The following is a 26615-nucleotide window of genomic DNA, read 5'->3' as shown; positions in this document are numbered from 1 at the left end:
CATGCAGACATTGGAACAACAAAAGACAGCGGCGTCGTTGCAGACGCCGGTAACAGAACGCCAGGGCAGGCGCGGGCCATTCAATTTGTTGCGCTGGTTCTCCTTCGGCAGTTTTTTCATCATCGCTGCCGTGGCGCTGGGGCTGGGCTACGTTTCCACGCGATTCGTGGTGATCGAGAGTGTCGAACGCGATTCCATGCTGACCGCGCAGTTCATCCAGGCCATGGGCGATGCCGAAATCCGCCATGCTGCGATCAGCCCCAACCGAACCATGGGTGAGATGCTCGATCCGCGCCAGGACCATGCTTATCCCGATGTCGAACCGGCGACCCGAGCCGCCGCCCGCGTCGAGTTTCTCGATCACGTGGAGCATTTGCCCGACCTGCTGCTGGCTACGGTCTATGCCCAGGACCGTACCGTCGTCTGGTCGACCAATCCCGAGTTGATCGGTGAGCGCATTGAAGGCGATGACGAGCTGGATGAGTCCTTTGCCATGAAAGAGGCGGTGTCCACCAGCTACCACAAAATTGTCGAGGAACGCCCCGAGCAGCGATTGCTGCGCGAGCCTGAATACCTGTTCATCGAGAACTACATTCCGATGTTCAATGCCGACAAAAGCCAAGTGATCGCCATGGTGGAAATCTACAAGGAACCGGTGGATCTGGTGGCGCGCATCCAGCGCGGTTTCAAAGCCATCTGGCTGGTGACCGTGCTGGGCGGCGCAGCGATTTACCTGGCGTTGTTCTGGATAGTGCGGCGTGCGGCAAAACTGCTCGAGAGCCAGCAGAAACAGTTGATCACCAACGAGACCTTCGTTGCCTTGGGCGAAATGTCCTCGGCGGTGGCCCACAGCCTGCGCAATCCGCTGGCGAACATTCGCTCCAGCGCCGAACTGGCCCAGGAGATCGCCAGCCAGAGCTCGCAGAAAAACATCGGCGACATCATCAACCAGGTCGACCGCATGTCGCGCTGGGTCCGGGAATTGCTGATGTCGTTGCGGCCGGTGAATGATGACGATGAAACCGTGGACCTGGTGCTGGCCATCGACGATGCCCTAGGGGCCTTCGACGGGCTGATCAAGCGCTACGGGGTAGAGGTGCGTTTCACCCCACGGGCGTGGCCGTCGGTTGTCAGCCAACGGGTCTTGCTCACGCAGATTCTCAACAGCCTGTTCGCCAACGCCCTGGAAGCCATGCCCAAGGGCGGCGTGCTCAGTATCGACATCGAATGGCCGCAGCCAGGGCGGGTCTGCATGACCCTGAGCGACACCGGCAAGGGCATGAGCCAGCAGCAACAGCAAATGGTGTTCAAGCCGTTCTTCACCACCAAACAAGGCGGGTTGGGCGTAGGCCTGGCCCTGGTCAAACGAATAATGGAGCGTTTCGAAGGCTCGGTCGTACTGACCAGCCAGGAGCAGGAAGGAACCCGCGTCATTCTCAACTTTAAAGTGGCAACGGGAGGGGAACATGGAGCGCAGCATACTGCTGGTCGAGGATGATGAACTCCTTGCCGAGAATATTCAGACCTACCTGGAGCGCAAAGACTTCGAGGTGACGGTCTGCCACTCGGCCGAGGATGCACTGGAGCAATTGGGCACGTTCGTGCCTGATGTGGTGCTCACCGATAATTCGCTGCCGGGCATGAGCGGTCACGACCTGATTCAGAAGCTGCGCATCAGCGCGCCGGATCTGAAAGTGATCATGATGACCGGTTACGGCAACGTCGAAGATGCCGTGACGGCGATGAAAGAGGGCGCGTTCCATTACGTCACCAAACCGGTGGCCCTGCCGGAGCTCAAGCTATTGCTGGACAAGGCCCTGGCCACCGAGCGGATGGAACGCACGCTGTCGTTTTATCAGGAACGCGAAGCGCAGAAGTCCGGGGTGCAGGCCTTGATCGGCGACTCGGCGCCCATGCAGTATCTGAAAAACACCATCGGGCAGTTGCTCGACGCCGAGCGGCGCATGGCCAACACCGATCTGCCGCCCGTACTCATCGAAGGCGAGACCGGCACCGGCAAGGAACTGGTGGCCCGGGCGCTGCACTTCGACGGCCCGCGCAGCAAAGGCCCGTTCATAGAATTCAACTGCGCGTCGATTCCTTCCAACCTGGTGGAGTCGGAGCTGTTCGGTCACGAGAAAGGCGCCTTTACCGACGCCAAGGATCGTCGCGTCGGGCTGGTGGAAGCGGCCGATGGCGGTACGCTGTTTCTCGATGAAGTCGGGGAAATGGACCTGCTGCTGCAAGCCAAGCTGCTGAAGCTGCTGGAAGACCGGACCATACGCCGGGTCGGTTCGGTGAAGGAGCGCAAAGTCGATTTGCGGGTGATCAGCGCCACCAACTGCAACCTCGAACAGATGGTGCAGCAGGGCAAATTCCGCCGCGACCTGTTTTTCCGCCTGCGCATCATCTCGATCAAGATGCCGCGCCTGTACGCCCGTGGGGAAGACATTCTGGTGCTGGCCCGGCATTTCCTGGCGATCCACGGCAAACGCTATGGCAAGCCGCACCTGCATTTCAGCGACCAGGCCGAAGAGTTGCTGCTCAACTACAGCTGGCCGGGCAATGTGCGCGAGTTGCGCAATATGCTCGAGCAGACCGTGCTGCTGGCCCAGAGCGACACCATCGCCACCCATCAGTTGAACGTGTGCCTGAGCCTGGTGGACGAGCCGCTGGCGTACCAGCAGGAACCCCAACACAGCGAACCGCGCCCGGTCTATAACGGCACCGAGTCGATGAACCTGCCGGAAGTGGAGCGCGACATGGTGCGCAAGATGCTCGACAAGACCGACTGGAACGTCACCAAGTCCGCACGGCTGCTGGGCCTGAGCCGCGACATGCTGCGTTACCGGATCGAAAAGCTCGGCCTCGCGCGCCCGGACAAACGTCAGTGGTAGACCTGGGCAGGCAGTTCCTGGCCGCTGAGGCACGCGAGCATACAGGAGGGGTCGAGCACTTCTTCGTTGACGTAGACGCCGCGTTCGGCGTCGTAGGAGCGGATGAACACCCGCACGGTGGCATCCGCGACGGTCGGCAATCTTGAGTCATGGAATACATGCTGGCTCGCAATCGGGATGAACGTTCCCGGGGCCGTGGGGATGTACGACCGCGGCGGCACGGTGCTCAGGGACAGTGGAACGGGATGGGCGAAGGGTTGGTTCTCGCCATAATAGTTGAACCCGCTGCTGTAATCGGTGGTGGGGGTCAGGTCTTCCGCCTGGGCGGCGGTGGTCAGGCAAACAGCGAACGCCAGCATCAGATCGGTTTTGTTCATGGTTGCACCTGCGAAATCGGTATTCCCGCATTTCCCCAAGGCCATTAACTATAGCTGGCATACGGGTACGCGTTTGCGCTGCCTGGGTTACAAGAAACCAACAAACGCCAAATGGGTTTTTTCAAGGCGCTGATCTAGACTCGTGCCGGTTAATCAATACCCGAGTCCTGGAGCGTGCAATGGAAATGCCGACAAGAGAAAACGCCATCGCCAGCAATCGCGATGCCTGGAATGACTCCGCCCGACACCACAAGGACGCCCCTGAATGGCAGGCCCTTTCGAGCGCCGTGGGACATGGAGGTTTTTCCTGCCTGGATGAGACCCTGACCGGTTTGCTGGAAAAGGTCGGCGTCGACGGCAAGGATGTGGTGCAGCTGGGCTGCAACAACGGTCGTGAAAGCCTCTCGCTGTTTGCGCTGGGTGCCCGTAGCGTGGTCGGCGTCGACCAGTCCGTGGCTTTTCTCGATCAGGCCCGGGAGCTGGCCTCGCGTTCGCCTCATGCGCCTGAATTCATCGAGGCCGATATCCATCGCCTGCCTGGCGAACTTCGCGATCGTTTCGACGTGGCGCTGATCACCATTGGCGTCTTGAACTGGATGCCGGACATCGGCGAATTTTTCCGCCATGTCGCGCAAACCCTCAAGCCTGGCGGCAGCTTGGTGGTGTACGAAACCCACCCCTTCCTGGAAATGTTCGACCCCGAGTCAACTGATCCCTTTCGCCTGGACAGCTCGTACTTTCGCCGCGAACCTTTCGTGCAGGACCAGCCGATCGTCTACGAAGGGAAAGTCGAACAGCCATCCGCGACGTCCTACTGGTTCGTGCACACGCTGGGCGCGATCTTCACCGGCGCCATCGACGCCGGGCTGCGGATCAGCCACTTCAAGGAGTACCCGCATTCCAATCGTGAGGAACTCTATGACCGGTATCAACAGCAGAAGGCGCAGTTGCCATTGTGTTTTACATTGGTGGGGGTGAAGGGTTGAGTTTCTGAGCTGGACTATGTGTAGCTGCCACTGACGCCTTCGCGAGCAAGCCGGTCTCGCTCCCACAGGGGATCTGCGTCGGTCACAAAACTCGCTCAAACACAAATCAAATGTGGGAGCGAGCTTGCTCGCGAAAGGGGTGGATCAGCTGGCATTGATGTTGAATGTACCGCCGCCTTCGCGGGCAAGCCCGCTCCCACAGGGGGTTTGTGTCGGCCACAAAACTTGCTCAAACACAAATCAAATGTGGGAGCGTGGCTTGTCGGATCGCCGCACCGCCACGATGAACGATAACGCGGTGTCGCTGCCGTCCGCTATCCTAGGCTCACTGACCTCAACGAGCCTGCCCCCATGCTGTCGGTCCAAGGCGTCTTCAAAAGCTACGCCACTCCCCAGGGTCCATTACCCGTATTGCAAGGTGTCGACCTGACCTTGAAACCCGGCAGCAGCCTGGCGCTGATGGGCGAGTCGGGCAGTGGCAAAAGTACCTTGCTGCACTTGATCGCCGGGTTGGACAAGGTCGATCGCGGCAGCATCGTCAGCGGCGGGCATCGCCTGGAACAGATGAGCGAAGGGCAACTGGCGAACTGGCGGCGGACTGAAATCGGCCTGGTGTTCCAGCAGTTCAACCTGATCGGCAGCTTGCGGGTGGAGGACAATCTGGCGTTCCAGGCGCGGCTGGCAGGGCGGCATGATCCGCGTTGGCAGGCGCACCTGGTGCAGCGTCTGGGGTTGGCTGATCTGCTGCGACGTTATCCGGAGCAGTTGTCCGGCGGGCAACAGCAGCGGGTGGCGCTGGGCCGGGCGCTGGCGTCGCAACCGAAACTGCTGCTGGCCGACGAACCCACCGGCAGCCTCGATGAAGCCACCAGCGACGAGGTGTTGAAGTTGTTGCTGGAACTGCTCGAGGACAGCCCCACGACCTTGTTGATGGTCACCCACAGCCCCCGGGTCGCGGCGCGACTGGCAGAGAAAGTGGTACTGCAGGGTGGCCGTCTGGCTGGCGCGGACGAGCGCTGAGGTGCGGGTCTTCGGCGAAACCTTGCGGGCGCTGCTCAGCCATTGGCGACAGCACCCGGTGCAATTTTTCAGTGTGTTGACCGGGCTGTGGCTCGCCACCAGCCTGCTGGCCGGTGTGCAGGCGCTGAACAGCCAGGCGCGAGACAGCTATGCCCGGGCCAGCCAGTTGATCGGCGGTGAACCACAGGCAAGTCTCGGTACCCCCGGCGGCGCAACCTTCCCTCAACAAGTGTTTATCGATTTGCGTCGCGCAGGCTGGCCGGTGTCGCCGGTGCTGCAGGGTCGGCTGACACTCAAGGGCCATGAAGACCAGCGCTTGCAGCTGATGGGCATCGAGCCGGTGTCGCTGCCAGCCGGTTCCGCGGTGGCCGGGCAGGCACTGGCGATCGAGCAGATCGTCGAGTTTTTCAGCCCGCCGGGCAGGACCTGGATTTCGCCGCAGACCTTGCAGGCTTTGGGCTTGCGCGAGGGCGAACAGCCTGTGAGCGTGAGCGGCACCGCGTTGCCGCCGCTGCGTGCCGAAGCCGATATGGCGCCGGGTATGTTGCTGGTGGATATCGGCTTTGCCCAGCAAATCCTCGGCTTGCCGGATCAGCTGTCGCGCCTGCTGCTGCCCAGGGACTTCAGTGCGACGCTGCCCGATCAATTCAAAGGCCTGCTGCAACTCAAGAGCAGCGCCGAAGAGAACAATCTTGCGCGCCTGACCGAAAGCTTTCACCTGAACCTCGATGCCTTGGGTTTCCTGTCATTCGTGGTCGGCCTGTTCATCGTTCACGCCGCCATCGGCCTGGCGTTGGAACAGCGCCGGGGATTGTTGCGAACCCTGCGCGCCTGCGGCGTCAGCGCGCGGATGTTGATTGCGTGTCTGACCGTGGAACTGGGTGGCCTGGCACTGATCGGCGGTCTCGCCGGAGTGGTCAGCGGCTACTTGCTGGCCAGCGTGCTGTTGCCGGATGTCGCCGCCAGTCTGCGGGGGCTGTATGGCGCCGAAGTGGCGGGGCAGTTGAGCCTCAGTCCATGGTGGTGGTTCAGCGGTGTCGGCCTGAGCCTGCTCGGTGCCTTGCTGGCAGGTGCCAATAGTCTGTGGCGGGCAGCGCGTCTGCCATTGCTGGCCCTGGCCGACCCGCAGGCCTGGCATCAGGCACACGCGCGCTGGTTGCGACGTCAGGGTTGGGTGGCCGGGACTGCCGCTGTGATTGCGCTGCTGGCGTTGTTGCGGGGCGACAGCCTGGCCAGCGGTTTCGTGCTGATGGCCGCGCTATTGCTGGGTGCCGCGCTGGCGCTGCCGGTGGTGCTCAATAGCATGCTGAGCCTGGTGTTGCGGCGCAGTCGCTCAGTGCTTGGTCAATGGTTTGTCGCCGATTGCCGACAGCAATTGCCGGCCTTGAGCCTGGCGTTGATGGCGCTGTTGTTGGCCCTGGCGGCCAACATCGGTGCCGGCAGCATGACCGCCGGTTTCCGCCAGACCTTCAGCGACTGGCTCGAACAACGGTTGACCGCCGAGCTCTACCTCAATCCGCAAAACCCGGCGCAAGCCAGGGAACTGCACACCTGGCTCAAACAACAGCCGCAGCTCACCGCGGTGCTGCCCAACTGGCAGGTAGCCGTCCAGTTGCAAGGTTGGCCGGCGGATGTCTTTGGCGTCATCGATCACCCGACCTATCGCCAGCACTGGCCGCTGCTGGAGGCCCTGGGCGACAAACCGTGGGATCGCCTAGCCAGTGACGATACGTTGATGCTCAGCGAGCAACTGGCCCGGCGCTTGAAGGTGCGCCTTGGCGATCACCTGACGATACCGACACCGGGGGGGCCGTGGTCGCCACAGATCGTCGGGATCTACGCCGACTACGGCAATCCCAAGGGCCACATTCTGCTCAACGCCGATCACCTGCTGCGCGGCTGGCCACAGTTGACCCCCAACCGCTTCAACCTGCGCATCGACCCGCCGTCGATCCCGGCATTCCTGACGGCGCTGCAGGTGCGCTTCAATCTGGATGACAGCCGCATCGTCGATCAGGCACGACTCAAGGGCTGGTCCACACAAGTCTTCGAACGCACCTTCGCCGCGACCGCTGCGCTCAACAGCCTGACCCTCTGCGTGGCGGGCGTGGCGTTGTTCATCAGCCTGTTGACCCAGAGCCAGAGTCGCCTCGGGCAGCTTGCGCCACTGTGGGCGCTGGGTGTGACGCGCCGGCAATTGATGCTGCTCAACCTTGGGCAAACCTGGTTGCTGGCGGTGCTGACGCTGGTGCTGGCATTGCCGTTGGGCATCGCGCTGGCCTGGTGCCTGAATGCCGTGATCAACGTCCAGGCTTTCGGCTGGCGCCTGCCGCTGCAGGTGTTCCCGCTGCAGCTGTTGCAGTTGCTGGGATTGGCGCTGCTCGCGACCTTGCTGGCGTCGGCGTGGCCGCTGTATTCGCTGTATCGCACGCAACCGGCGGATTTGCTGAGGACCTTTGCCCATGAGGATTAAGGTGGCGGTGTTGTTGCTGGCGTTGCTCGGCGGGTGCGATAACCCGGCGCCTGATCAGAAAGGCTTCGCGGGGCTGGGCAATCAGGCTGCCGCGTTCAAGCCGGTGGTGCCTGGCAGGGTCTTCAGTTTCCCGGCGGATCACGGCCCCCACGACGGTTTTCGCATCGAATGGTGGTATGTCACCGCCAACCTCAAGGACGATCAGGGCAACGAGTTCGGCGCGCAATGGACATTGTTTCGCAGTGCGTTGAACGCCGCGTCCGAGCAAGCAGGTTGGGGCAGCCCGATCATCTGGCTGGGGCACGCCGCGGTGACGTCGGCAACGGTGCACTACGCAGCCGAACGTTATGCCCGGGGTGGCGTCGGTCAGGCCGGGGTGAACCTGACGCCTTTCAGCGCGTGGATCGACGATTGGCATTTCAGCAGTCAGGCCAGCGCTGACAATCCTCTGGCCGATATGCAACTCAATGCCCGGGACAAGGCGTTCAACTACCAACTGCGGCTGACCTCTGCGCGTCCGTTGGTGCTGCAGGGCGACAAAGGGTTCAGTCAGAAATCCGAACAGGGCCAGGCGTCCTACTATTACAGCCAACCGTTTTTCCAGGCCAGTGGCTCACTCGAAATCGATGGCAAGGTTTATCAGGTCAGCGGCCCGGCCTGGCTCGACCGTGAGTGGAGCAGCCAGCCGCTGACCGCGAATCAAACGGGCTGGGACTGGTTTTCCCTGCACCTGGACAGCGGCGAACAGGTCATGCTGTACCGCATGCGGCATAAAGACGGCGAGCCGTACCTCACCGGCACCTGGATCGACGCCCGGGGGCAGACGCAATCATTGCACGCCGCCGACATCCTCCTCACTGCGCAGGACACGGCGAAAGTCGCCGGCCGTGCCATGCCCGTGCGCTGGTCGATCAAGATTCCCGGCAAGCAACTCGACATCACCCTCGATGCCCTCAACCCCAAGGCCTGGATGGATTTGCGCATTCCCTATTGGGAGGGGCCGGTGCAGTTGAGTGGTAGCCACGCAGGGCAGGGTTATCTTGAAATGACCGGCTACTAAAATCAAAAGGTCGCAGGCCACTTGCAGGAGCTGCCGAAGGCTCGCGCCGCGTTCGGACGATCTCTTTATCTTTATCTTTATCTTTATCTTGACCCCATCCCACCGGAACTCCGAACCCCGCTCAACCCTCTACCCTACGAACGCCCAAGCGGGAGCCCTCCATGAGCGACGACCTGAAACCGCCTGACCTTGCGTCGTGGCAGCGCCTGTTCGAAGACAAGGCCTACTGGCAGCAGTCCCCCGATGCCCATTACGCCGAGCTGTTGCGAGTGGCCGATGATCTGCTGGGGCAAGGCGCCATCGACCTCGAGCAGTGGCAGGCGTTGAAGGCCAAGGCCGATCAATCCCATAAGGATTCACCTGCAGTGAACGTCGCCCAGGAAGTCGACGATCCCGAAGCCTGAGGAGAACCATCATGAACCGCGAAACACCAGAGACCACGGAACATCCCGACGAGCCGCGGCCACCGGGAGAAGTTGAACGCGATAACGACGCCCTGCGTCCCACCGATCCGACTCGACGCAAGGACAGTGGTAAAGGCACTGACAGCGGCGAATCTACTGCGCAGGAAACAGCGAATACTCCGTGAAGGTCGAGGTCGATGCTTGTCCGCACAAAACGGGAAGGTTCAGATGAAACTGAAGGACGGTCTATCACCAACATAAAGGAAGTAAGTGTTGTTAAGAAAGTTGAGTATTGACTCTAAGTTGGCTTCTGTAACTTTTCTGTAATAATCGGGTAATGATCGAACTGGTGAGTTTAAGGTGGATGTAATTATATTCAGGGCGACATTTAATAAATAATTTCATGTTGATATATCCGGACATATTCTTTAAGTTGTATTAAAATACTTCCCGTTCGCCCAGTGTCAGGGCTCTTTACCAGTGCACGGATTGCCGAGGCCCCTACACTGGGCGAACACTTTCACTGGAGCAGAATGTCAAAAGTTCCAGTATTGAAAATGGGCGACCGTGGTCGCCCATTTTTATTGGGTGATCGATTCTTCCAGTCCTTCAGATGAATACATCTGCTGGCAGCACTAATGGATATGCCGATTGTTTGGATAATGCGCTGCAAAATATTTTGGCCGGATCAACCCCATTCAAAGAGTTGTTCTGAGGAGTCTTGCGCAGATGCGCTTGAAGTTGTACGGCATCGCGCAGTTAGTTGTACTTCACTCAAGACCTTGGTGCGCAGCAGTAAAAGTCCTTGTTTACGGCCAGGCCATGGCACAGACGGACGCTCGTCAAGGCTATGCGCCATCACTCAGAACTCGCGAACGACCAGTGAAACAAACTGACGCTGTGAAGGGTCCATCACACAGGTCCCTGTGCGCGGTTCAGCGTGCGAATAACCCTGGAATGGAGTGAGAGCGACATGAAAATCCTGATGGTTCTGACATCCCACGATCAATTGGGCGACACCGGCAAGAAAACCGGCTTCTGGCTGGAAGAGTTCGTCGCACCGTATTACGTATTCAAGGATGCCGGCGCTCAGTTGACGCTGGTCTCGCCCAAGGGCGGCCAGCCACCCCTGGACCCGAAAAGCGATGAGCCGGATGCGCAAACCGCTGCCACCGAGCGTTTTCGCAAAGATTCCGCCGCCCAATCCGCCCTGGCCTCTACCGCCTTGTTGAGCAGTGTGAGAGCCGAAGATTACGACGCCGTATTCTATCCGGGAGGCCATGGGCCTCTGTGGGATCTGGCCGAAGACCCGAATTCGATCGCGCTGATCGAGGCGCTGCACCAGGCCGGCAAACCGGTCGCGGCGGTCTGCCATGCGCCGGGGGTGTTTCGTCACGTCAAGGATGCGAATGGCCAGCCGTTGGTCAAGGGCAAGCGCGTGACGGGCTTCACCAACACCGAGGAGGACGCTGTGCAGCTGACGAATGTCGTGCCGTTCCTGGTGGAGGATATGCTTAAGGAGAAGGGGGGGCTGTATTCCAAGGGCGCTGATTGGGCGAGCTACGTGGTCACGGATGGCTTGTTGCTGACGGGGCAGAACCCGGCGTCTTCCGAAGGGGCTGCCGAGGCGCTTCTGGCGGCGCTGAAATAAGATCGAGATCGCAGCCTGTGGCAGCTCCTGCGGGGTATGTGGACTTGCAGGAGCCGCCGCAGGCTGCGATCCAGAATCCTGCGAACTTCATTCTTCGAAGGACTACTGGTTCAGTGCAGCCGTTGATCCTGGGGACTTTCCGAACGTTGGGATGCCAAAAACTCCCGATACACCTGTGCCGTGTGCGAAGGGTCTTCGACCATGGGCAGATGGCCGATGCCTTCCAGGATCTCCACCCGCAAATCGTCGATGCCTTTGCTCCAGATGGCCACGCTGCTGACATCGATCAAGCGGTCCTTGCGCCCCCACACCAAAAGCGCGGGGCACTTGATGTCCGGGAGCCGCGGTTCCATCGGCGCACTGGCGCGATACTCCCTGAAGATTTCTTCCAGTTCATCGCAGGCCTGTTCGTAGCGCTGGGCAATGGCGTCCAGCACCACACCGGGAACCCACGGCGGCTGGGTCATGGTCATGGCGTAGAAACGCTGGAACTCCTCCTTGGAGTGAATCAGAAACGGGTTGTGCCCCTTGGCCAGATGCCGCTCCAGGTCACTGACCTCTGGCGCGGCGACACCGGCCGGGTCGATCAGGGCCAATGAGACAATGCGATCTGGATAGTTGGCAGCCAGCCACGCCGCCATGTAGCCACCCATGGCGTTGCCGATCACATGCACCTTTTCGACCCCGCAGACGTCGAGCAACTGGATCATCCGCTTGGCCTGCAACGCAATGTCGTAACCGCCGCCCGCTTTGAAGCCGGTTTCTCCGTGACCGGCAATGTCGGGGATGATCACCCGATAGTTGCCGACAAAGTGGCGGGCAAAGCGCAGCCAGATGTTCTTGTCGGCGCTGAAGCCGTGGAGCATCAGCACGCTGCTGGATGCCTCGTACGGTCCGCCTTGCCAGGTCGAAACCGTCATTTCAGTGATGGGCACAACGATCTTGTGCAGGCGATACAGCTTGGCTTCCGCCGCCATGTTCAGGTCATACAGCCAATACCCGATGGCCGGGTAGCTCAACCAGCTCCAGGCTACGAAAACCGCGATTGCGACAACCAACAAAAGCATCAGCGTCTTCCTTCTATCTGATCGGGACAGGCTGCGATCTCATTTCAGTGTAGGTCCGTTCCGCTCAGGGGCGAACTTCGATAGACGCAGATGTGTTTTTTTCAATGGGACGATATTCAGGCCGCCAGCCGGTGATGGCTATTTGACGTTGCCCTGATAGACTTCCAGCACACCTGTAACCTTGGAGTGTTCAGGTTCCGTCAGCGGCATAGAGGCCCCATGGAAAAAACGGGAGGAAAAGGACTTTCAATGGCCAGGAGGCTTTATACATCGCGAACCCTGGGCCTGGCCCTTGGGCTTTTGTGTGTGGGCGCGGCAATGTATCCACTCGATCCGGCCCCGTGGGTCTGGGTATTGATGCTGCTCAACGGCATTCTGTGGCCGCATGTGGCCTACCAATGGGCGCGTCGGGCGAAGGTGCCCTTCCACGCCGAGCACCGGAACATCCTGATGGATGCCTTCCTCGGCGGTTTCTGGGTCGCCGCCATGCAGTTCAATCCACTGCCCACCGCGGCGACGCTGTCGATGATGGCGATGAACAATGTGGCGATCGGGGGCCTGCGTTTCCTGCTGGTGGGGACCATCGCGCAGGTGCTGGGGATAGGCATCGGCTGGCTGATTTTCACGCCGCTGTCCATCGCGCAGACCACTCCGCTGCAGTTGTATGCCTGTCTGCCCTTGCTGAGTCTCTACCCGTTGGCGCTGGGCTGGATCTGTTTCCGTCAGGCCACGACGCTGGGCCGTCACAAGCGTGAGTTGCTTGCCCTGAGCCGCACTGACAGCCTCACCGGCCTGCTCAACCACGGCGCCTGGAAGGATCAACTGGAAGTCGAATTCCAGCGCTGCCAACGCCAGCATCGGGGCGGGGCGGTTGCGCTGATCGACATTGACCATTTCAAAACCATCAACGACACCTACGGCCATGTCGCCGGGGATATCGTGTTGCGCCAGCTGAGCAAGATACTCAAACAGAACCTGCGGGCAGCCGACCTCGCCGGTCGTTACGGTGGCGATGAATTCTGCGTGATCCTCCCGGATCTGCCACTCGCCAGCGCCGCCGCTGCCATGGACGCGCTACGAGATCGCTTCGCCACGCTGGGCTATGAGCAGAACCCGGCGCTGAAAGTCAGCCTGAGTATCGGCTTGGCTGCCTTCAATCCGGCCCACACCGACGCGACCTTCTGGCTCAACGACGCCGACCGGGCGCTGTATGAGGCCAAGACCACGGGTCGCAACCGGGTGATCTGCTGCGGCGATGGCCGGCCTCGGCGCGAGTTGCTCGACCCGGTCTGAGGGCCTGCATGGGCCCCTTGTAGGAGCGAGCTTGCTCGCGATGGACGTCAACGATGACGCGGGCAGTCTGAATGCCCGCATTGTCTGGACGTCCACCGCGAGCAAGCTCGCTCCTACAGGGATCGGTGGTTGTTCAGGTTTGTATGTGTCGCATTTGGTATGGAGCCGCGCGAGTCAGTCAGGTAGGGTTTCAGCTCCCCCGACACGAAACAAGGATCGATTCATGACGCTCAATCTCCCTCGCTCCCTGCTCGCCACCAGCCTCTGCTTGACGCTCGCCTTCGGCGCCTTCGCCCCCGTGGCGTTCGCCGAACCCCACAAACAAATCCTCGCCGATTCGGAGCAGTACAAGGGCGAGGCCCTGAAACTGCTGGAGCGGCTGGTGAACATCGACTCCGGTTCCGGTTATGAACCGGGCCTTACCCAGGTCAGTGACATCGCTATCGACGAGCTGAAAAAACTCGGCGCTACCATCGAGCTCGTGCCGAACACCCCGGAGAAAAGCAACCATGTGCTGGCGACCCTCAAAGGTACCGGCAAGGCGAAAATCCTGTTGATGGCGCACATGGACACGGTATTCAAGGAAGGCTCAGCGGCCCAGCGACCCTTCCACATCAAGGACGGCCGCGCCTACGGGCCGGGGGTGATGGACGACAAGGGCGGCATCGTCGCTGGCATTTATGCGCTGAAAGTCCTGAAAAACCTCGACTTCAAGGACTACGCCCAGATCACCTTCCTGCTCGACGCCAGCGAAGAGACCGGCTCGGACATCGCCACCGACCTGATCAAGAAAACCGCCAAGGCCCACGATGTGACCCTAAACCTCGAGCCGGGTCGCCCGGCGGATGGCCTGGTGGTGTGGCGCAAAGGCAGTGCCACGGCGGTGGTCGAGGTCAAAGGCAAGGCTGCCCACGCCGGCGTCGCGCCGGAGTTGGGGCGCAACGCCGCGATGGAAGCGGCGCACCAGATTCTGCAACTGGGCAAACTGGGGGATGCGGAAAAGAAAACCACCATCAATTTCACCGTGATCAAGGCCGGCGATCGCACCAACGTGATCCCGGATCAGGCCACCGCCAAGGCTGACGTGCGGGCCGCGGTACCGGAAGAGTTCGACCGGATCGAGAAGGACCTGGCGCGGGTGTCCAAGGACAAACTGATTGCCGAGACTGAAGTCACCACCACCCTTCAACGTGGCTTGCCGCCAATGCCGCAGACGGCGGAATCGGATCGGTTGATGGCCATGGCCCAGGGGATCTACGGTGAAATCGGCCGCAAGTTGACGGAGGAGGGCAGTGGCGGCGCGGCGGATGCCAGCCTCTCGGCCGGCGTGGGGACGCCGACCCTGGATGGATTCGGGATCGTCGGTGGCAATATTCATACGCCGGAGGAATACGCGGAAGTGGAAAGCGTGGCGCCGCGGATTTATCTGTTGTCGCGGATGATTATGGAGTTGGCGAAGAAGTAAGCTAAGCGTAAGTCGGGCCCGCGGATTTTGCGGTGTAGCGACTGGCCTCTTCGTCGGAACGCCACCCGGGGCAAGCCCGCTCCCACATTAGACCGCGTCCGATTAAACAACTCGGTCACTGTGGGAGCGGGCTTGCCCCGGGTGGCGTTCCGACGAAGGCGTCCGGACAGTCAGTACAGCTATACCTGCCGCACTGTCACTCCTTGACGCTCATGAACTCCTCAGCCCAGCGAATATATTCCTCAGGCTGCGTATACGTATGCGTCAGCTCCGTCGCGCTCAGGTCCGAGGCCTGGGTAAAAATCTGCCGTTGTTCCCGCAGGCTGTCGTAAGTCGCCTTGATCGCAGCAAAGTACGCACCATGGCCATCAATGGTGACTCGCACCCCCAGTTCGGCCAAACGTTTGTCGTCGCGCAGCAGCGGGTTGCCGTAGGTGACCAGCATCAGCGGCACGCTCAGGTGCTCGGCGATCTGCTCCAGCTGGTCGAAATCCTTGACCCCCACCATGCAAATCCCGTCCGCACCGGCCTGCTGGTACTGCCGCGTGCGGTTGATGATTTCCTGGATCGGCAGGATCCCTGCGTTGGTGCGGGCGATGATTGCCATCTGCGCATCGACCCGGGCTTCCAGCGCCGCGCGAATCTTGCCGACACCTTCGGCCACGGTGATCAGGTCGGTGGATTTGCGGCCGAATTGCGCCGGCAGCAGGGTGTCTTCGATGGTCAGCGCGGCCACGCCGGCGCGTTCGAGTTCGACGATGGTACGCATCACGTTGAGCGCGTTACCGTAACCGTGGTCGGCGTCGGCGATGACCGGCAGTTGGGCCACGCGGCCGATGCGGGTGGCCTGCTCGGCGAATTCGCTGAGGGTGATCAAGGCAAAATCCGGGGCGCCCAGCACCTGCAACGACGCAACCGAACCGCCGAGGATCCCCACTTCAAAACCCAGGTCGGCGGCAATGCGTGCTGACATCGGGTCGAAGACCGACGCGGTGTGATAACAGGCATTGGAGGCGAACAGCTGGCGAAAGTTACGCCGCAAATCTTGATGAGAAAGCCTGGACATATGGGTTCCACCAATGGAATGGAAGGGCTTGAGCAAAAGTGTCAACGCCGAGAAAACGAAAGGCTATCACGCGCAAGGGGGAGAAATGATGACGAATTTGAAAGCCGCCCCGCAATGACGCCAATCCCGTGGCAAGGGAGCTTGCTTGTGGCGAGGTGGCAAGCCCCCTCGCCACGGTGTCAGTGCCAGACCCCGATCACGCCGCCACCGTCTGTGGTTGTCGATCGAGCAGCGGCACGGCGCGCACCGAGTTGCCAGGTTGCAGTTGCAGGCGCTTGGCGGTAATGCGGTCGACGATCAGGCTGTTGCCCACTCGCCGCGCGCGCGCGCTGGTGATGCGGCAGTTTTCCAGGCGGCGATTATGAATCAGCCAGACGGGGGCCTCATCGTCCGGCGTGCCGATGGCCAGCAGCAGTGGCTGGCTGTCGCGCACGGTGCGGATTTTCGAAATCGGTGCTTCGATGACCGGGCCGGCGTCGAAAATGTCGATATAACCCTTATGGGCAAAACCTTCTGCGATGAGGATATTCATCGCAGGCTCGGTGTTCGGGTGGGCTTTGCCGATCACCGCCCGGGCCTGTTCGGTCAGCAGGCAGGTGTAGAGCGGCTGGCGGGGCATCAGCTCGGCGATAAATGCTTTGTTGCCCAGCCCGGACAGGTGATCGGCATGGCTGAAATCCATCTTGAAGAAGTGCCGGCCCAGACTGTCCCAGAACGGCGAGCTGCCTTTTTCGTCGGCGCTGCCACGCAATTCAGCGATGAGCTTTTCGCCGAACAGGTGCGTAAACTCGGCGACGAATAACAGGCGCCCCAATGACAACAATTGACCATTGTTGCCCTGGCGTTGGTCGGGATGCAGGAACAGCGAGCAGATCTCCGATTGCCCGGTCATTTCATTGTTCAGGAACAAGGTCGGGATCTGCCGCTGGATACCCAGGTCCGGCGATGAGCTGACCGTCAGGCCGACCCGGTAGTTGTACCAGGGCTCACGCAGGCCCACGGCGCCTGTCAGGGCGCTGACCCCCACCACCTGTTGATCGTCATCTTCGAGCACGAACAGGTAATCGGCGTCGGCGCGCTCGACTTGCCCGGCGAAGGTCCGCTGGGCCCAGCGCACTCGGTGGGCCAGACGTTCCTCGCTGGCAGGCAGGGAGGTGAAGCCGGGGCCGGCCTGCCGCACCAGGGCCAGCAAGGCGGGCAGGTCGGTGACGCTGACCGGGCGGACAATCATGATGCGGTTCCTTGTTCACGCCTGTTCGGGCGTTGTCGTTGGGCGCGGGATCGGAGGCTGCTCAAAGGTCGATCAGCCGGATCGTGTTGCCTTGCGTCACCTGCAGCGCCGCGCACATTTGGGCATCCAAGGCCACCGGTTGTCCCGGGCGATAGTCCAGGTCGGCGACGATTGCACGATAGTTTTCGAGTGAATCGTTGCTCACCAGATAGCTGCCACGGGCGTCGATGGGCAAGCCCGATTGCGCGACACCGACCTCGCTCTGCGCAATCGAGCGAATGTTCGAGGTGCGCGCGAACAGCGTCGGGCCGCCGTCGAACAGGTCGACGTAGCTGTTGGTCTCGAATCCTTCGCGCTCGAGGATATCGAAGGCGTCCTGGCCATCGGGGTGGACGCGGCCGATGCAATCCTGCGCGGCCTGCGGCAGCATCGGCACATAGATCGGGTATTGCGGCATCAGATCGGCGAGGAAGGTCCGGCTATCCAGGCCGCAGAGTCGCTCGGCCTCGGCGTAGGGCAAGTCGAAGAAATGCTTGCCCAGCGCATCCCAGAATGGCGACCCGCCTTCATCGTCGCTGTAGCCGACGATCTCGGTAATCACCGCGTCGCCAAAGCGCCGCGAATGGGCGGCAATGAACAACAGCCGCGCCCGTGACAGCAACTCCGATGCCGGTGTGCGCACCAGCGCTGCATCGATATGAAAACCCCGCAGCAAGGTATGGCCACTGAGGTCGTGGCATAACGACAGCGCGGGTACGCCATGTTCGATGTTCAACTCCCGCGAGGCGCTGGTGAAGTGCCGGTTGCGCAGGCTGTGGAACGGTTCGCTGAAGCCTGCGGTGGCGAGGATTTCCGAGCAGCCCGCCAAACGTCGGGTCAAAGGATCCTCCAGCACGAAGAAGTAATTCTCCGGCCCATTGCCCTGCACGTCTTTTGCGAATGAGGCGCCAGAATCGAGAATCCTGCGGCGCAAACGCTCGGTGTCGTCCGGCAAGGACGTGACGCCCACCATGCTTTCGCGGGCAAGTCGCTGTAACTGGGGCAGGTCGGTTAACTCGACCGGGCGTAAGACCAGCATGGATGCACTCCTGTATCAATGGGTCCGGCGGTCGGCACCGGACCTGACTATCACTGTCGGTTTCCACGCATTGAATGGGCGATCGTCTGCATGACTGTCAGACGTCACACTTATTTTTATCAGCCGTTGTCAGTGGGTGGGGCAGCACCGTGCCGGCGACTGTTTTCTTGTTGAAATAGCCATCGAACTTGCAACAGAGCGCAGGGGGAGTCGAGACGGTTATCGTGGTCGTTGCGAGAGGGCATCCGGGCTCCTGCTGGATGGGTGGTCGGGTACAGTTGCTGATCCTCGAAAGCAGTATTTATTTATCGCCTGCTCCCTGTCTAGTTTATTTTTCACAGTGTTTCCTGGTCCGCAAAAGCGGGTGAAATGCCCGTATGCCGGGGGCTACGGCGATCTCGACAGATCTTGTAGGCCATCGCCTATAAAGGTATCGGAGATAGCCGATTTTAAGGCGGGACACACCGAGGGACAGGCTGAAACGAAACGCCCTCGATTGCGCGACTTGCGGCACAATTACCCGGTTATTGGCGGCGTTAAGCCATTGGTTCCTTTCAACAGAGTGATGATTCGTGCAGTCGATCCGTTTAACGCTGATGTGTCACGCTAGAACTGTCTCACAGAAACTTGGGCGTTTTCCTACAGATGAGCCACTGGAGATGGCCGGGCAATTGGCGATGGATTCCCGTCGCGCCCGGTTCACGGGCACGACGCGTTTGCTCTGCGGCCCCGAACTGCGAACCCGGCAAACCGCCGAATTGTTCGGCCGTGACATGGAGGTGGTCCCGGCGCTGCGGGACTGCGATTTCGGGCGGTGGAAAGGCTCGCGGATCAACGATTTGCATAAATCTGAACCGGAAATGCTCCAGGCCTGGCTCGCCGACCCTGATTCGGCCCCCCATGGCGGCGAATCGGTGGTGCAACTCGGTGCGCGGGTGGCCGCCTGGCTGACGACACTGGAGGCAACGCCGGGGCACATCGTTGCCATCACCCATCCATTTGTCATTCGCGCCGCACTGACTCAAACGCTGCATGCCGCGGCGTTCAATCTGATCGATGTCGAGCCGCTGTCAGCCATCGAGTTGCGGTTCAATGGGTGCTGGCGCTTGCGTTTAACCTGCACTGACCTTGAGGAAACACAATGATGAAAAAGCTTCTGGTCATCGGCATTGGTGCCGGCAACCCCGACTACATCACGATGCAAGCGGTGAAAGCGCTGAACCAGGTCGACGTGTTTTTCCTCATGGACAAGGGCCAGAGCAAAGACAAACTGATCGACCTGCGCCGGGAGATCTGCGATCGCTACATCACCGATCGCACCTATCGCTTCGTTGAAGCCCCCAGCCCGGAGCGTGAGCGGGGTGATGTGGACTACAAGACCAGCGTGGATGACCTGAACCTGGCCAAGCAAATGACCTTTGAGCGGTTGATCAATGAGGAAATGACCGACGAGCAGTGCGCCGGTTTCCTGGTGTGGGGCGATCCGGCGTTGTACGACAGCACCATTCGGATCCTGCAGGCGATTCTGGCCTCGGGACGATGCGTGTTCGAGTTCGAAGTGATCCCCGGCATCACCAGCGTCCAGGCCCTGGCGGCTCAACACAAGGTGCCGTTGAATCGCATCGGCCGCTCGATTGAAATCACCACCGGCCGGAGGCTGGCGGCGGGGCAGGTGAGCGATGCCGACAGCCTGGTGGTGATGCTCGACGCGGAAGATTCCTACCATCAGGTGGCGGATCGCGAGACGCAGATTTACTGGGGGGCCTACCTGGGAACGCCGGATGAAATCCTCATCAGCGGCAAGCTAGGGGAGGTGGCGGATGAGATCGAGCGGGTGCGCAAGGCGGCGCGGCTGGCCAATGGGTGGATCATGGATACCTATTTGTTGCGTAAGCCTTAGGGACGTCGCTGTCTGGGCGGGCCCCATCGCGGGCAAGTCGCACCGCCGCTCCCACAGAGGTCTTATGAACAACCGCAATCAGCCCCCGAACACCAATCGAAGGCTGCCAATAAAAGCCTCCACACTGGAGTTATAAATGAAGAAGCTAGTGATGTTCGGTGCCCTGGCACTGTCGATGTTTTCCCTGACCGCCGTGGCCGATGACGCCAAGCCGATCCGCATCGGTATCGAAGCCGGGTACCCGCCGTTCTCGATGAAAACCCCCGACGGCAAACTCACCGGTTTCGACGTGGACATCGGCGATGCGCTGTGCGAACAGATGAACGTGAAATGCACCTGGGTCGAGCAAGAGTTCGATGGCCTGATCCCGGCCCTGAAGGTGAAGAAAATCGACGCCATCCTGTCGTCCATGACGATCACCGAAGACCGTAAGAAGAACGTCGATTTCACCATCAAGTACTACCACACCCCGGCGCGCTTCGTGATGAAGCAAGGCACCGACGTCAAGGACCCGCTGACCGAACTCAAGGGCAAGAAAGTCGGTGTGCTGCGCGCCAGTACCCATGACCGCTTCGCCACCGAAGTCCTGCAACCGGCCGGCATTACCCTGGTGCGCTACGGCTCCCAACAGGAAGCCAACCTGGACATGGTCTCCGGTCGCCTCGACGCGATGCTGGCCGACTCGGTCAACCTCGACGACGGATTCCTGAAAACCGATGCGGGCAAGGGCTTCGCTTTTGTCGGCCCGACCTATGAAGACGCCAAGTACTTCGGCGGCGGCGCCGGTATCGCCGTGCGCAAGGGCGATAAAGAGCTGGCAGACAAATTCAACACCGCCATCACCGAAATCCGCGCCAACGGCAAGTACAAGCAGGTGCAGGATAAATACTTTGACTTCGACGTTTACGGCCATTGATCAGACCGTTCAAGAAGTGGCAATCGTTGATGCGGTTGCCATAGTCCACCTGTTGAAATGAGATCCCTGTGGGAGCGAGGCCGGCTTGCCGGCGAAGATGGCCCAGGCAGCGATGCCGATCCCCAGGCCATCATCGACTTCCCGTTTCACAGTGTTAGGCTCTACCCGAATCCTGCACCTGTGAAGGAAGCTTTATGTTGAAGTTTTTTGCCCTGCTGACGCTGCTGGCGTCCGCCGCGGTCCACGCTCAAACCCCGCTGCAAACCGATCTGCCGCTCAAGTACCTGGAACAGGCCCACGCCGAATCCCGCGACCAACCCCTGGTGATTTTCCTCCACGGTTACGGCAGTAACGAACAGGACCTGTTCGACATCAAGGAGGCGTTGCCCGAGCAATACAACTACTTGTCGGTGCGGGCTCCGATGGTGATGGAGGAGGGTAGTTACAAGTGGTTTCGCGAAAAAGGCACCGGTGCCTATAACGGCGAAACCGATGATCTGAAGTCCAGCGCGCAGATACTGGAGGATTTCGTTGCACAGGCCGCGAAGAAGTATCACACCCAGCCAGACAAGGTGTTCCTGGTGGGCTTCAGCCAGGGCGCGATCATGTCCTACGAGATGGCGCTGCGTCAGCCCGAGGCAGTGGGCGGAATCGCGGCGTTGAGCGGGCGGATTCTGCCGGTGCTCAAGTCCGAGCTCAAACCCGATGAAAAACGCCGCTCGCTGGCGATTTTCATCGGTCATGGCACGGCGGACAAACGCCTGCCGTACAACGATGGCACTGACGCTGACAGACTGTTGCAGAGCCTGTCACTCAAGCCTGAGTTCCATGCCTACCCGGGTGTCGGTCATAGCATCAGCGCTATCGAAATGCAGGATTTGAGTGCCTGGTTGCAGCGTCTCAATCCCTGACACTACTTGCCGGTGACGATCTGTTTAACCAGCGCCTCGTGGCCGGCATTGTCGCTGAGGCGGGAAATAACCTGAACGATCGCCATGCGCTTGCTGGACGCGGCCATCAGCGTGGTGTCGAGGGTTTTGCCGCCGCCCTGGGTGGCAGTGCTGTCGATCTGCCGCAGCCCCAGGCCCGTGCCTTTCTGGGTCAGGCTTTTCTCGCTGAGCTTGGTGAAGTCCGGCAGCGCGGCGGCTTGCTCGGTGGCGAAGTTGGACACTGCGGCGTCAAGGAACTGACCGTCGTTGTCCTTGACGTTGGCGCCGCCGGGAATGGTGTTTTCAGCGGCGATCACCACGGTTTTGGTGGTGTTGTTGGTGTACATGGTGCCCGTTGCCCCGGCGGTACCGGTCGCGGCGTCACCGGCGGGCAATGGGGTGGCGATAAAGCCCTTGGGCAAGGTGAACTTGAACTTGCCGCCCAGCATCGACACCTGCTGTACCGGCGCCTTGTCGCTGGCCGGCGCCTTGGCGGCCTGTGCATTCAACGCGACGAGACCGGCGACCGCCATCAGCAACAGGACAACGGTTTTTTTACTCAACAATGACATTCAAAATCTCCAGGGATGGTCGCGCTTTGGCGGACGATGATCCCACAGAGTCCGGTGCACTCACACTGTGCCGTGCATGGTCGGGGAGGATTACGACAACTGGTCCGCAGCGGACTTGTCGGTTTCTGCAACTCGTCGGGCAAGCGGCCTTTGGCCGCCAGCCGGTAGATCAGCTAGCGCCGGATTGCCGGCTCTCCAACCTCGGGCACTGGTTTCGCCGGCTTTGCGAGCAGGCGTTTGGTGACCCCGAGCATGGCCACGGACACCGCGATGGCGAGCCCGAACCCGCTCAGGCCCATGCCGGGCAAGGTCAAGGCGAGGACCAGACAAAACGCGGCAAACGAATACATCCCGGTCGCGGTGGCCCGCAGCAAGGCTGCCGTAAAGGCCGGTCCACGGGTTTGCTGGGAGAACACCGCCATCACGCTGCCCAGGACCGGGAACACCGCGAGCAGGCCGCTCCAGCGTTCGCCGACGGTGCTGGCCAGCAGCGTGACGGCCAGGGTCAGCAAGGCACCGGCCATCATGCGCAACAGTAGTTTGTCGGACTTTGGCGCCGGGCCCGCAAGGACGGGCTGCACCTTGGGGAACAACCAGGGCGCGGCCAGCAAGGCGATCGCGGCGGCGATCACCGACAACGTCAACGACGGCGGGATCAAGGACAGCGCCACGGCAGCGCAGGCCCACACCGACAGCGAAATGACCAGCGCCCACGGCCATCCCGTCCGTTGTGCGACCTGGGCATAGGTCACGCAGAAGGCAATCATGGCGAACATCGCCGACAACGCTGCGGTTGCCGATTGAGCGGCGAACACCTGACCTTGCTCGATGGCGAGGAAAAACAGAATCGGCCCGACCACCACCGGCAACCCCGATAGCCAGCCGGCGACGCTAGGCCCCCAGCGTTTGCCCGCGAGGGAAATCAGCAAGAGAAATCCGGGAATTACCAGCAGTTTGAGCAGCAGCACGCACGCATCTCCGACCTGAGGGAGAGGCAACGTTAGCATTGCGGGCAGAGGATTGCTTTATGGATGGACGAATTTTGTATACAAACAAAGCATTAAAACCAGCCGAACAGGCGCAATCCTTCCAGCCACCACCATTCCCTGTGGGAGCGAGCTTGCTCGCGAAGACGGCGGCACCTTCAACATCGCAGTGACTGACAGACCGATTTCGCGATCTACCTCTGGAGCACAAGTGGCAGCACTGATCGATCAGTCGGGCTTCTTCGGGATTGATCTTGGGTATTGAGCGATGGGGCGCGGCTGGTGCAGTTTTCGGGTGGACCGCTGCCGGCATTGAATCTGGTGAAACTTGGCTAACGGCCAGGCAAATAGAACCCGGTTTGTGGTGAGGGGGCTTGTCGGAACGCCGCCTCGCCACAAACCGGGGGTGTTGCCAGACTGCGACGGTTCTTCGTGGGCCCCCGCGCAGTCTGTTGAACGCTTTACGCCCGCTCGATCGCCAGGGCCACGCCCTGACCACCGCCGATACACAGGGTGGCGAGGCCTTTCTTGGCGTCACGCTTGATCATTTCGTGCAGCAAGGTCACCAGCACCCGGCAGCCCGAAGCACCGATCGGGTGACCCAGGGCGATGGCGCCGCCGTTGACGTTGACCTTGTCCAGGTCCCATTCCAGGTCCTTGGCCACCGCCAGGGATTGCGCGGCGAAGGCTTCGTTGGCTTCGATCAGGTCCAGCTGCTCGATCGACCAGCCGGCCTTGTCCAGGCAACGGCGAGTGGCCGAGACCGGGCCGATGCCCATGATGGCCGGGTCGACGCCCGCGTTGGCGTAGGCGGCGATTTTCGCCAGCACTGGCAAACCCAGGGCCTTGGCTTTTTCCGCGCTCATCAGGATCACGGCGGCGGCCCCGTCGTTCAGGGACGAGGCGTTACCGGCAGTCACCGAACCGTCCTTCTTGAAGGCGGCCTTGAGCTTGCCCAGGGCTTCGGCGGTGGTGCCGGCCCGTGGCTGTTCATCGGTGGCAAAAGACAGCGGATCGCCCTTGCGCTGGGGAATCAGGATCGGCGTGATCTCATCGGCAAAACGCCCGGCTTCGATGGCGGCTACGGCTTTCTGCTGGGAGGCTGCGGCGAAAGCATCCTGTTGCTCGCGGGTCAGGTTGTATTTCTGCGCCAGGTTTTCGGCGGTGATGCCCATGTGGTAATCGTTGAACGCATCCCACAGGCCGTCGCTGATCATGGTGTCGACGATTTGCGCGTGACCCATGCGCAGGCCGGTGCGCGCACCGGGCATTACGTAGTTGGACAGGCTCATGTTTTCCTGGCCGCCGGCGATGATCACCTCGGCATCGCCGCAGCGAATGGCCTGGGTGGCCAGGTGCAGGGCCTTGAGGCCCGAGCCGCAGACCTTGTTCAAGGTCATCGCCGGCACGGTAAACGGCAGGCCGGCTTTGATCGCGGATTGGCGCGCAGGGTTCTGCCCGGCGCCGGCGGTCAATACCTGGCCCATGATGACTTCATCGACTTCGGTAACGTCCAGGCCGGTTTGCGCCAGCAACTGACGGATCACCGCAGCCCCGAGGTCAACCGCCGACACGTTGGCCAGGGCGCCCTGGAAACTGCCGATGGCGGTACGGGTGGCGGCGACAATGACGACTTCTTGCATGGAAAGATTCCTCACTGGGCAGCGAACTGCATTTCCGGCACATGCTCGGGCACGATCAGTTTACCGGCGGTCTTGGCGACGATTTCCTCGACGCTGACGCCCGGCGCACGTTCCTTGAGAATGAACGCGCCGTTTTCGATTTCAAGATAGGCAAGGTCGGTCAGTACACGCTTGATGCAACCGGCGCCGGTCAGCGGCAGGCTGCATTTGGACAGGAGCTTGGACTCACCGTCCTTGGACGCGTGGGTCATGATGACGATGATGTTGTCTGCGCCGGCCACCAGGTCCATGGCGCCGCCCATGCCCTTGACCAGCTTGCCCGGGATCATCCACGAGGCAATGTTGCCTTGCACGTCCACTTCAAACGCACCGAGCACGGTCAGGTCGACATGACCGCCGCGAATCATCGCGAAGGACTCGGCGGAGGAGAAAATCGACGCGCCGGTACGTGCGGTCACGGTTTGCTTGCCGGCGTTGATCATGTCGGCATCGATGGTGTCTTCAGTCGGGAAGGGGCCCATGCCGAGCAGGCCGTTTTCCGACTGCAGCATGACTTCCATGCCTTCGGGGATGTAGTTGGCGACCAGGGTCGGAATGCCGATGCCCAGGTTCACGTAAAAGCCGTCCTGCATTTCGCGGGCGACGCGTTGAGCCATTTGTTCGCGGGAAAGTGCCATTGTTGTTATTCCTTCATTCGGTCCGGGGGCAGGGGATCACTTACGCACGGTGCGCTGTTCGATGCGCTTCTCGAACGTGCCACAAATGACCCGGTCGACGTAGATGCCAGGGGTATGGATCTGCGCCGGGTCCAGCTCGCCGGGCTCCACGATTTCTTCGACTTCGACCACGGTGATCTTGCCGGCGGTAGCGGCCAGCGGATTGAAGTTCTGGGCGGTGTGGCGATAGATCACGTTACCGAAATGGTCGGCTTTCCAGCCTTTGACGATGGCGAAGTCACCGGTGATGGATTCTTCCATCAGGTACTGGCGACCGTGGAATTCACGCACTTCCTTGCCTTCGGCGACCGGGGTGCCGACGCCGGTAGCGGTGAAGAACGCCGGGATGCCCGCACCGCCTGCGCGCATTTTTTCGGCAAGGGTGCCTTGGGGGGTCAGGACGACTTCGATTTCGCCTTTGAGCAGTTGGTCTTCGAACAGTTTGTTCTCACCGACGTAGGAGGCCACCACTTTGCGGATCTGCCGGTCTTCCAGCAGCACGCCGAGGCCGAAACCGTCGACGCCACAGTTGTTGGAAACCACCGTGAGGTCACGGGTGCCTTTGCGCTTGATCTCGGCGATCAGGTTTTCCGGGATCCCGCACAGGCCGAAGCCGCCGGCGATCACGGTCATGCCGTCTTCAAGACCTGCCAAAGCTTCCTCGTAGGAGTTCACGCGCTTGTCGAAACCTGCCATATGCACCTCTTTTATTCTTTATGGGCGGCTGGCTAGCCGAATGGGATGGAGTGTCGCGCTGCTGGATTTATTTGTTAAGTTGATTTTTAGGGTAGATTAATAGATAAAACTCACTAATCTGTAGGCGCTGGCTTGTCGGATCGCCGCATCGCAGCGAAGGCGGCCAGTTGAACGCCGCAGGACCAGGGA

At 60.8% G+C, this 26615-nt stretch carries 25 protein-coding genes and 1 pseudogene; 16 read left to right on the top strand and 10 right to left on the bottom strand.

Features of this window, described 5'->3' with window-relative positions:
- The first annotated feature begins 1 nt into the window (after position 1).
- The gene (locus PMA3_RS17525; RefSeq protein WP_064678356.1) at positions 2 to 1498 is read left to right on the top strand and encodes a sensor histidine kinase; all 1497 of its coding nucleotides are present in this window, start codon (positions 2 to 4) and stop codon (positions 1496 to 1498) included.
- Positions 1467 to 2897 (top strand): sigma-54-dependent transcriptional regulator, encoded by a 1431-nt coding sequence (locus PMA3_RS17520; RefSeq protein ID WP_064678355.1) that lies wholly within the window; start codon positions 1467 to 1469, stop codon positions 2895 to 2897. The genes PMA3_RS17525 and PMA3_RS17520 overlap by 32 nt, the downstream gene beginning before the upstream one ends.
- Here the strand turns inward: PMA3_RS17520 and PMA3_RS17515 are convergent.
- Positions 2888 to 3274 (bottom strand): hypothetical protein, encoded by a 387-nt coding sequence (locus PMA3_RS17515; RefSeq protein WP_064678354.1) that lies wholly within the window; start codon positions 3272 to 3274, stop codon positions 2888 to 2890. The two genes, PMA3_RS17520 and PMA3_RS17515, sit on opposite strands and share 10 nt — an antisense overlap.
- Positions 3275 to 3453: 179 nt before the next feature.
- On the opposite strand from PMA3_RS17515, the gene PMA3_RS17510 reads away from it, so the two are divergent.
- The 7 genes from PMA3_RS17510 to PMA3_RS17485 all read left to right on the top strand — a co-directional run bounded on the left by PMA3_RS17510 (position 3454) and on the right by PMA3_RS17485 (position 10868).
- A complete protein-coding gene (locus PMA3_RS17510) occupies positions 3454 to 4260 on the top strand; it encodes a class I SAM-dependent methyltransferase (RefSeq protein ID WP_064678353.1) in 807 nt (268 codons plus the stop codon).
- A 351-nt stretch (positions 4261 to 4611) separates the two neighbouring features.
- Positions 4612 to 5280 (top strand): ABC transporter ATP-binding protein, encoded by a 669-nt coding sequence (locus PMA3_RS17505; protein ID WP_064678352.1) that lies wholly within the window; start codon positions 4612 to 4614, stop codon positions 5278 to 5280.
- A 1-nt stretch (position 5281) separates the two neighbouring features.
- The gene (locus PMA3_RS17500) at positions 5282 to 7753 is read left to right on the top strand and encodes an ABC transporter permease (RefSeq protein WP_064680737.1); all 2472 of its coding nucleotides are present in this window, start codon (positions 5282 to 5284) and stop codon (positions 7751 to 7753) included.
- Positions 7743 to 8813: a lipocalin-like domain-containing protein gene (locus tag PMA3_RS17495; RefSeq protein ID WP_064678351.1), complete on the top strand. Its 1071-nt coding sequence runs from the start codon at positions 7743 to 7745 to the stop codon at positions 8811 to 8813. Before PMA3_RS17500 ends, PMA3_RS17495 begins: the two co-directional genes overlap by 11 nt.
- Positions 8814 to 8974: 161 nt before the next feature.
- On the top strand, positions 8975 to 9217 hold the full coding sequence (locus PMA3_RS17490; protein WP_056746628.1) for a hypothetical protein: 243 nt from the start codon (positions 8975 to 8977) through the stop codon (positions 9215 to 9217).
- An 11-nt stretch (positions 9218 to 9228) separates the two neighbouring features.
- The gene (locus tag PMA3_RS32845; RefSeq protein WP_167355121.1) at positions 9229 to 9402 is read left to right on the top strand and encodes a hypothetical protein; all 174 of its coding nucleotides are present in this window, start codon (positions 9229 to 9231) and stop codon (positions 9400 to 9402) included.
- A gap of 788 nt (positions 9403 to 10190) precedes the next feature.
- Positions 10191 to 10868 carry a type 1 glutamine amidotransferase domain-containing protein gene (locus tag PMA3_RS17485; protein WP_064678350.1) on the top strand — a complete coding sequence of 226 codons (678 nt, stop codon included), beginning with the start codon at positions 10191 to 10193 and terminating at the stop codon, positions 10866 to 10868.
- 110 nt (positions 10869 to 10978) lie between these two features.
- Here PMA3_RS17485 and PMA3_RS17480 read toward each other — a convergent pair whose 3' ends face one another.
- A complete protein-coding gene (locus PMA3_RS17480) occupies positions 10979 to 11935 on the bottom strand; it encodes an alpha/beta fold hydrolase (RefSeq protein ID WP_064678349.1) in 957 nt (318 codons plus the stop codon).
- A gap of 219 nt (positions 11936 to 12154) precedes the next feature.
- Between PMA3_RS17480 and PMA3_RS17475 the strand changes: the two genes are divergently transcribed.
- Positions 12155 to 13228, top strand: a complete 1074-nt coding sequence (locus PMA3_RS17475) for a diguanylate cyclase (protein ID WP_064678348.1) — start codon at positions 12155 to 12157, stop codon at positions 13226 to 13228.
- A gap of 223 nt (positions 13229 to 13451) precedes the next feature.
- Positions 13452 to 14693: a M20/M25/M40 family metallo-hydrolase gene (locus PMA3_RS17470; protein ID WP_064678347.1), complete on the top strand. Its 1242-nt coding sequence runs from the start codon at positions 13452 to 13454 to the stop codon at positions 14691 to 14693.
- Between the two features lie 196 nt (positions 14694 to 14889).
- On the opposite strand, the gene PMA3_RS17465 is transcribed toward PMA3_RS17470, so the two are convergent.
- The 3 genes from PMA3_RS17465 to PMA3_RS17455 form a co-directional block, all read right to left on the bottom strand.
- Positions 14890 to 15759: an isocitrate lyase/PEP mutase family protein gene (locus PMA3_RS17465; RefSeq protein ID WP_064678346.1), complete on the bottom strand. Its 870-nt coding sequence runs from the start codon at positions 15757 to 15759 to the stop codon at positions 14890 to 14892.
- 196 nt (positions 15760 to 15955) lie between these two features.
- Positions 15956 to 16990 (bottom strand): arginine N-succinyltransferase, encoded by a 1035-nt coding sequence (astA, locus tag PMA3_RS17460; RefSeq protein ID WP_064678345.1) that lies wholly within the window; start codon positions 16988 to 16990, stop codon positions 15956 to 15958.
- Between the two features lie 61 nt (positions 16991 to 17051).
- Positions 17052 to 18068: an arginine N-succinyltransferase gene (locus tag PMA3_RS17455; protein ID WP_064678344.1), complete on the bottom strand. Its 1017-nt coding sequence runs from the start codon at positions 18066 to 18068 to the stop codon at positions 17052 to 17054.
- Positions 18069 to 18640: 572 nt separating this feature from the next.
- On the opposite strand from PMA3_RS17455, the gene PMA3_RS17450 reads away from it, so the two are divergent.
- The 4 genes from PMA3_RS17450 (at position 18641) to PMA3_RS17435 (ending at position 21795) form a co-directional block, all read left to right on the top strand.
- On the top strand, positions 18641 to 19213 hold the full coding sequence (locus PMA3_RS17450; RefSeq protein ID WP_064678343.1) for a histidine phosphatase family protein: 573 nt from the start codon (positions 18641 to 18643) through the stop codon (positions 19211 to 19213).
- On the top strand, positions 19213 to 19968 hold the full coding sequence (gene cobF / locus PMA3_RS17445; protein ID WP_064678342.1) for a precorrin-6A synthase (deacetylating): 756 nt from the start codon (positions 19213 to 19215) through the stop codon (positions 19966 to 19968). Before PMA3_RS17450 ends, cobF begins: the two co-directional genes overlap by 1 nt.
- A gap of 136 nt (positions 19969 to 20104) precedes the next feature.
- Positions 20105 to 20884, top strand: a complete 780-nt coding sequence (locus PMA3_RS17440) for an ABC transporter substrate-binding protein (protein ID WP_064678341.1) — start codon at positions 20105 to 20107, stop codon at positions 20882 to 20884.
- Positions 20885 to 21078: 194 nt separating this feature from the next.
- Entirely contained in the window at positions 21079 to 21795 is a 717-nt protein-coding gene (locus tag PMA3_RS17435; protein ID WP_064678340.1) for an alpha/beta hydrolase, read from the top strand.
- A gap of 2 nt (positions 21796 to 21797) precedes the next feature.
- On the opposite strand, the gene PMA3_RS17430 is transcribed toward PMA3_RS17435, so the two are convergent.
- Both PMA3_RS17430 and PMA3_RS17425 read right to left on the bottom strand, forming a co-directional pair.
- Complete coding sequence (locus PMA3_RS17430) at positions 21798 to 22385, bottom strand: DcrB/PsbP domain-containing protein (RefSeq protein ID WP_064678339.1); 588 nt, start codon at positions 22383 to 22385, stop codon at positions 21798 to 21800.
- A 173-nt stretch (positions 22386 to 22558) separates the two neighbouring features.
- Positions 22559 to 23353 (bottom strand): hypothetical protein, encoded by a 795-nt coding sequence (locus PMA3_RS17425; RefSeq protein WP_064678338.1) that lies wholly within the window; start codon positions 23351 to 23353, stop codon positions 22559 to 22561.
- A gap of 223 nt (positions 23354 to 23576) precedes the next feature.
- On the opposite strand from PMA3_RS17425, the pseudogene PMA3_RS33660 reads away from it, so the two are divergent.
- Positions 23577 to 23707, top strand: a pseudogene (locus PMA3_RS33660) (NADP oxidoreductase); the annotation flags it as partial.
- Positions 23708 to 23832: 125 nt separating this feature from the next.
- Here PMA3_RS33660 and PMA3_RS17420 read toward each other — a convergent pair.
- From PMA3_RS17420 to PMA3_RS17410, 3 genes are read right to left on the bottom strand one after another with little or no spacing between them, the layout of a single operon-like run.
- Entirely contained in the window at positions 23833 to 25014 is a 1182-nt protein-coding gene (locus tag PMA3_RS17420) for an acetyl-CoA C-acetyltransferase (RefSeq protein WP_064678337.1), read from the bottom strand.
- An 11-nt stretch (positions 25015 to 25025) separates the two neighbouring features.
- Positions 25026 to 25691, bottom strand: coding sequence for a CoA transferase subunit B (locus PMA3_RS17415; RefSeq protein WP_064678336.1), 666 nt, complete (start codon positions 25689 to 25691; stop codon positions 25026 to 25028).
- A 36-nt stretch (positions 25692 to 25727) separates the two neighbouring features.
- The gene (locus tag PMA3_RS17410) at positions 25728 to 26426 is read right to left on the bottom strand and encodes a CoA transferase subunit A (RefSeq protein WP_064678335.1); all 699 of its coding nucleotides are present in this window, start codon (positions 26424 to 26426) and stop codon (positions 25728 to 25730) included.
- Positions 26427 to 26615 lie beyond the last annotated feature (189 nt).

The sequence above is a fragment of the Pseudomonas silesiensis genome, from assembly GCF_001661075.1.
GTDB classification, from domain to species: domain Bacteria; phylum Pseudomonadota; class Gammaproteobacteria; order Pseudomonadales; family Pseudomonadaceae; genus Aquipseudomonas; species Aquipseudomonas silesiensis.
The sequence above is the reverse complement of the archived record's forward strand: the minus strand, read 5'-3'. Positions and strand labels throughout refer to the sequence as shown.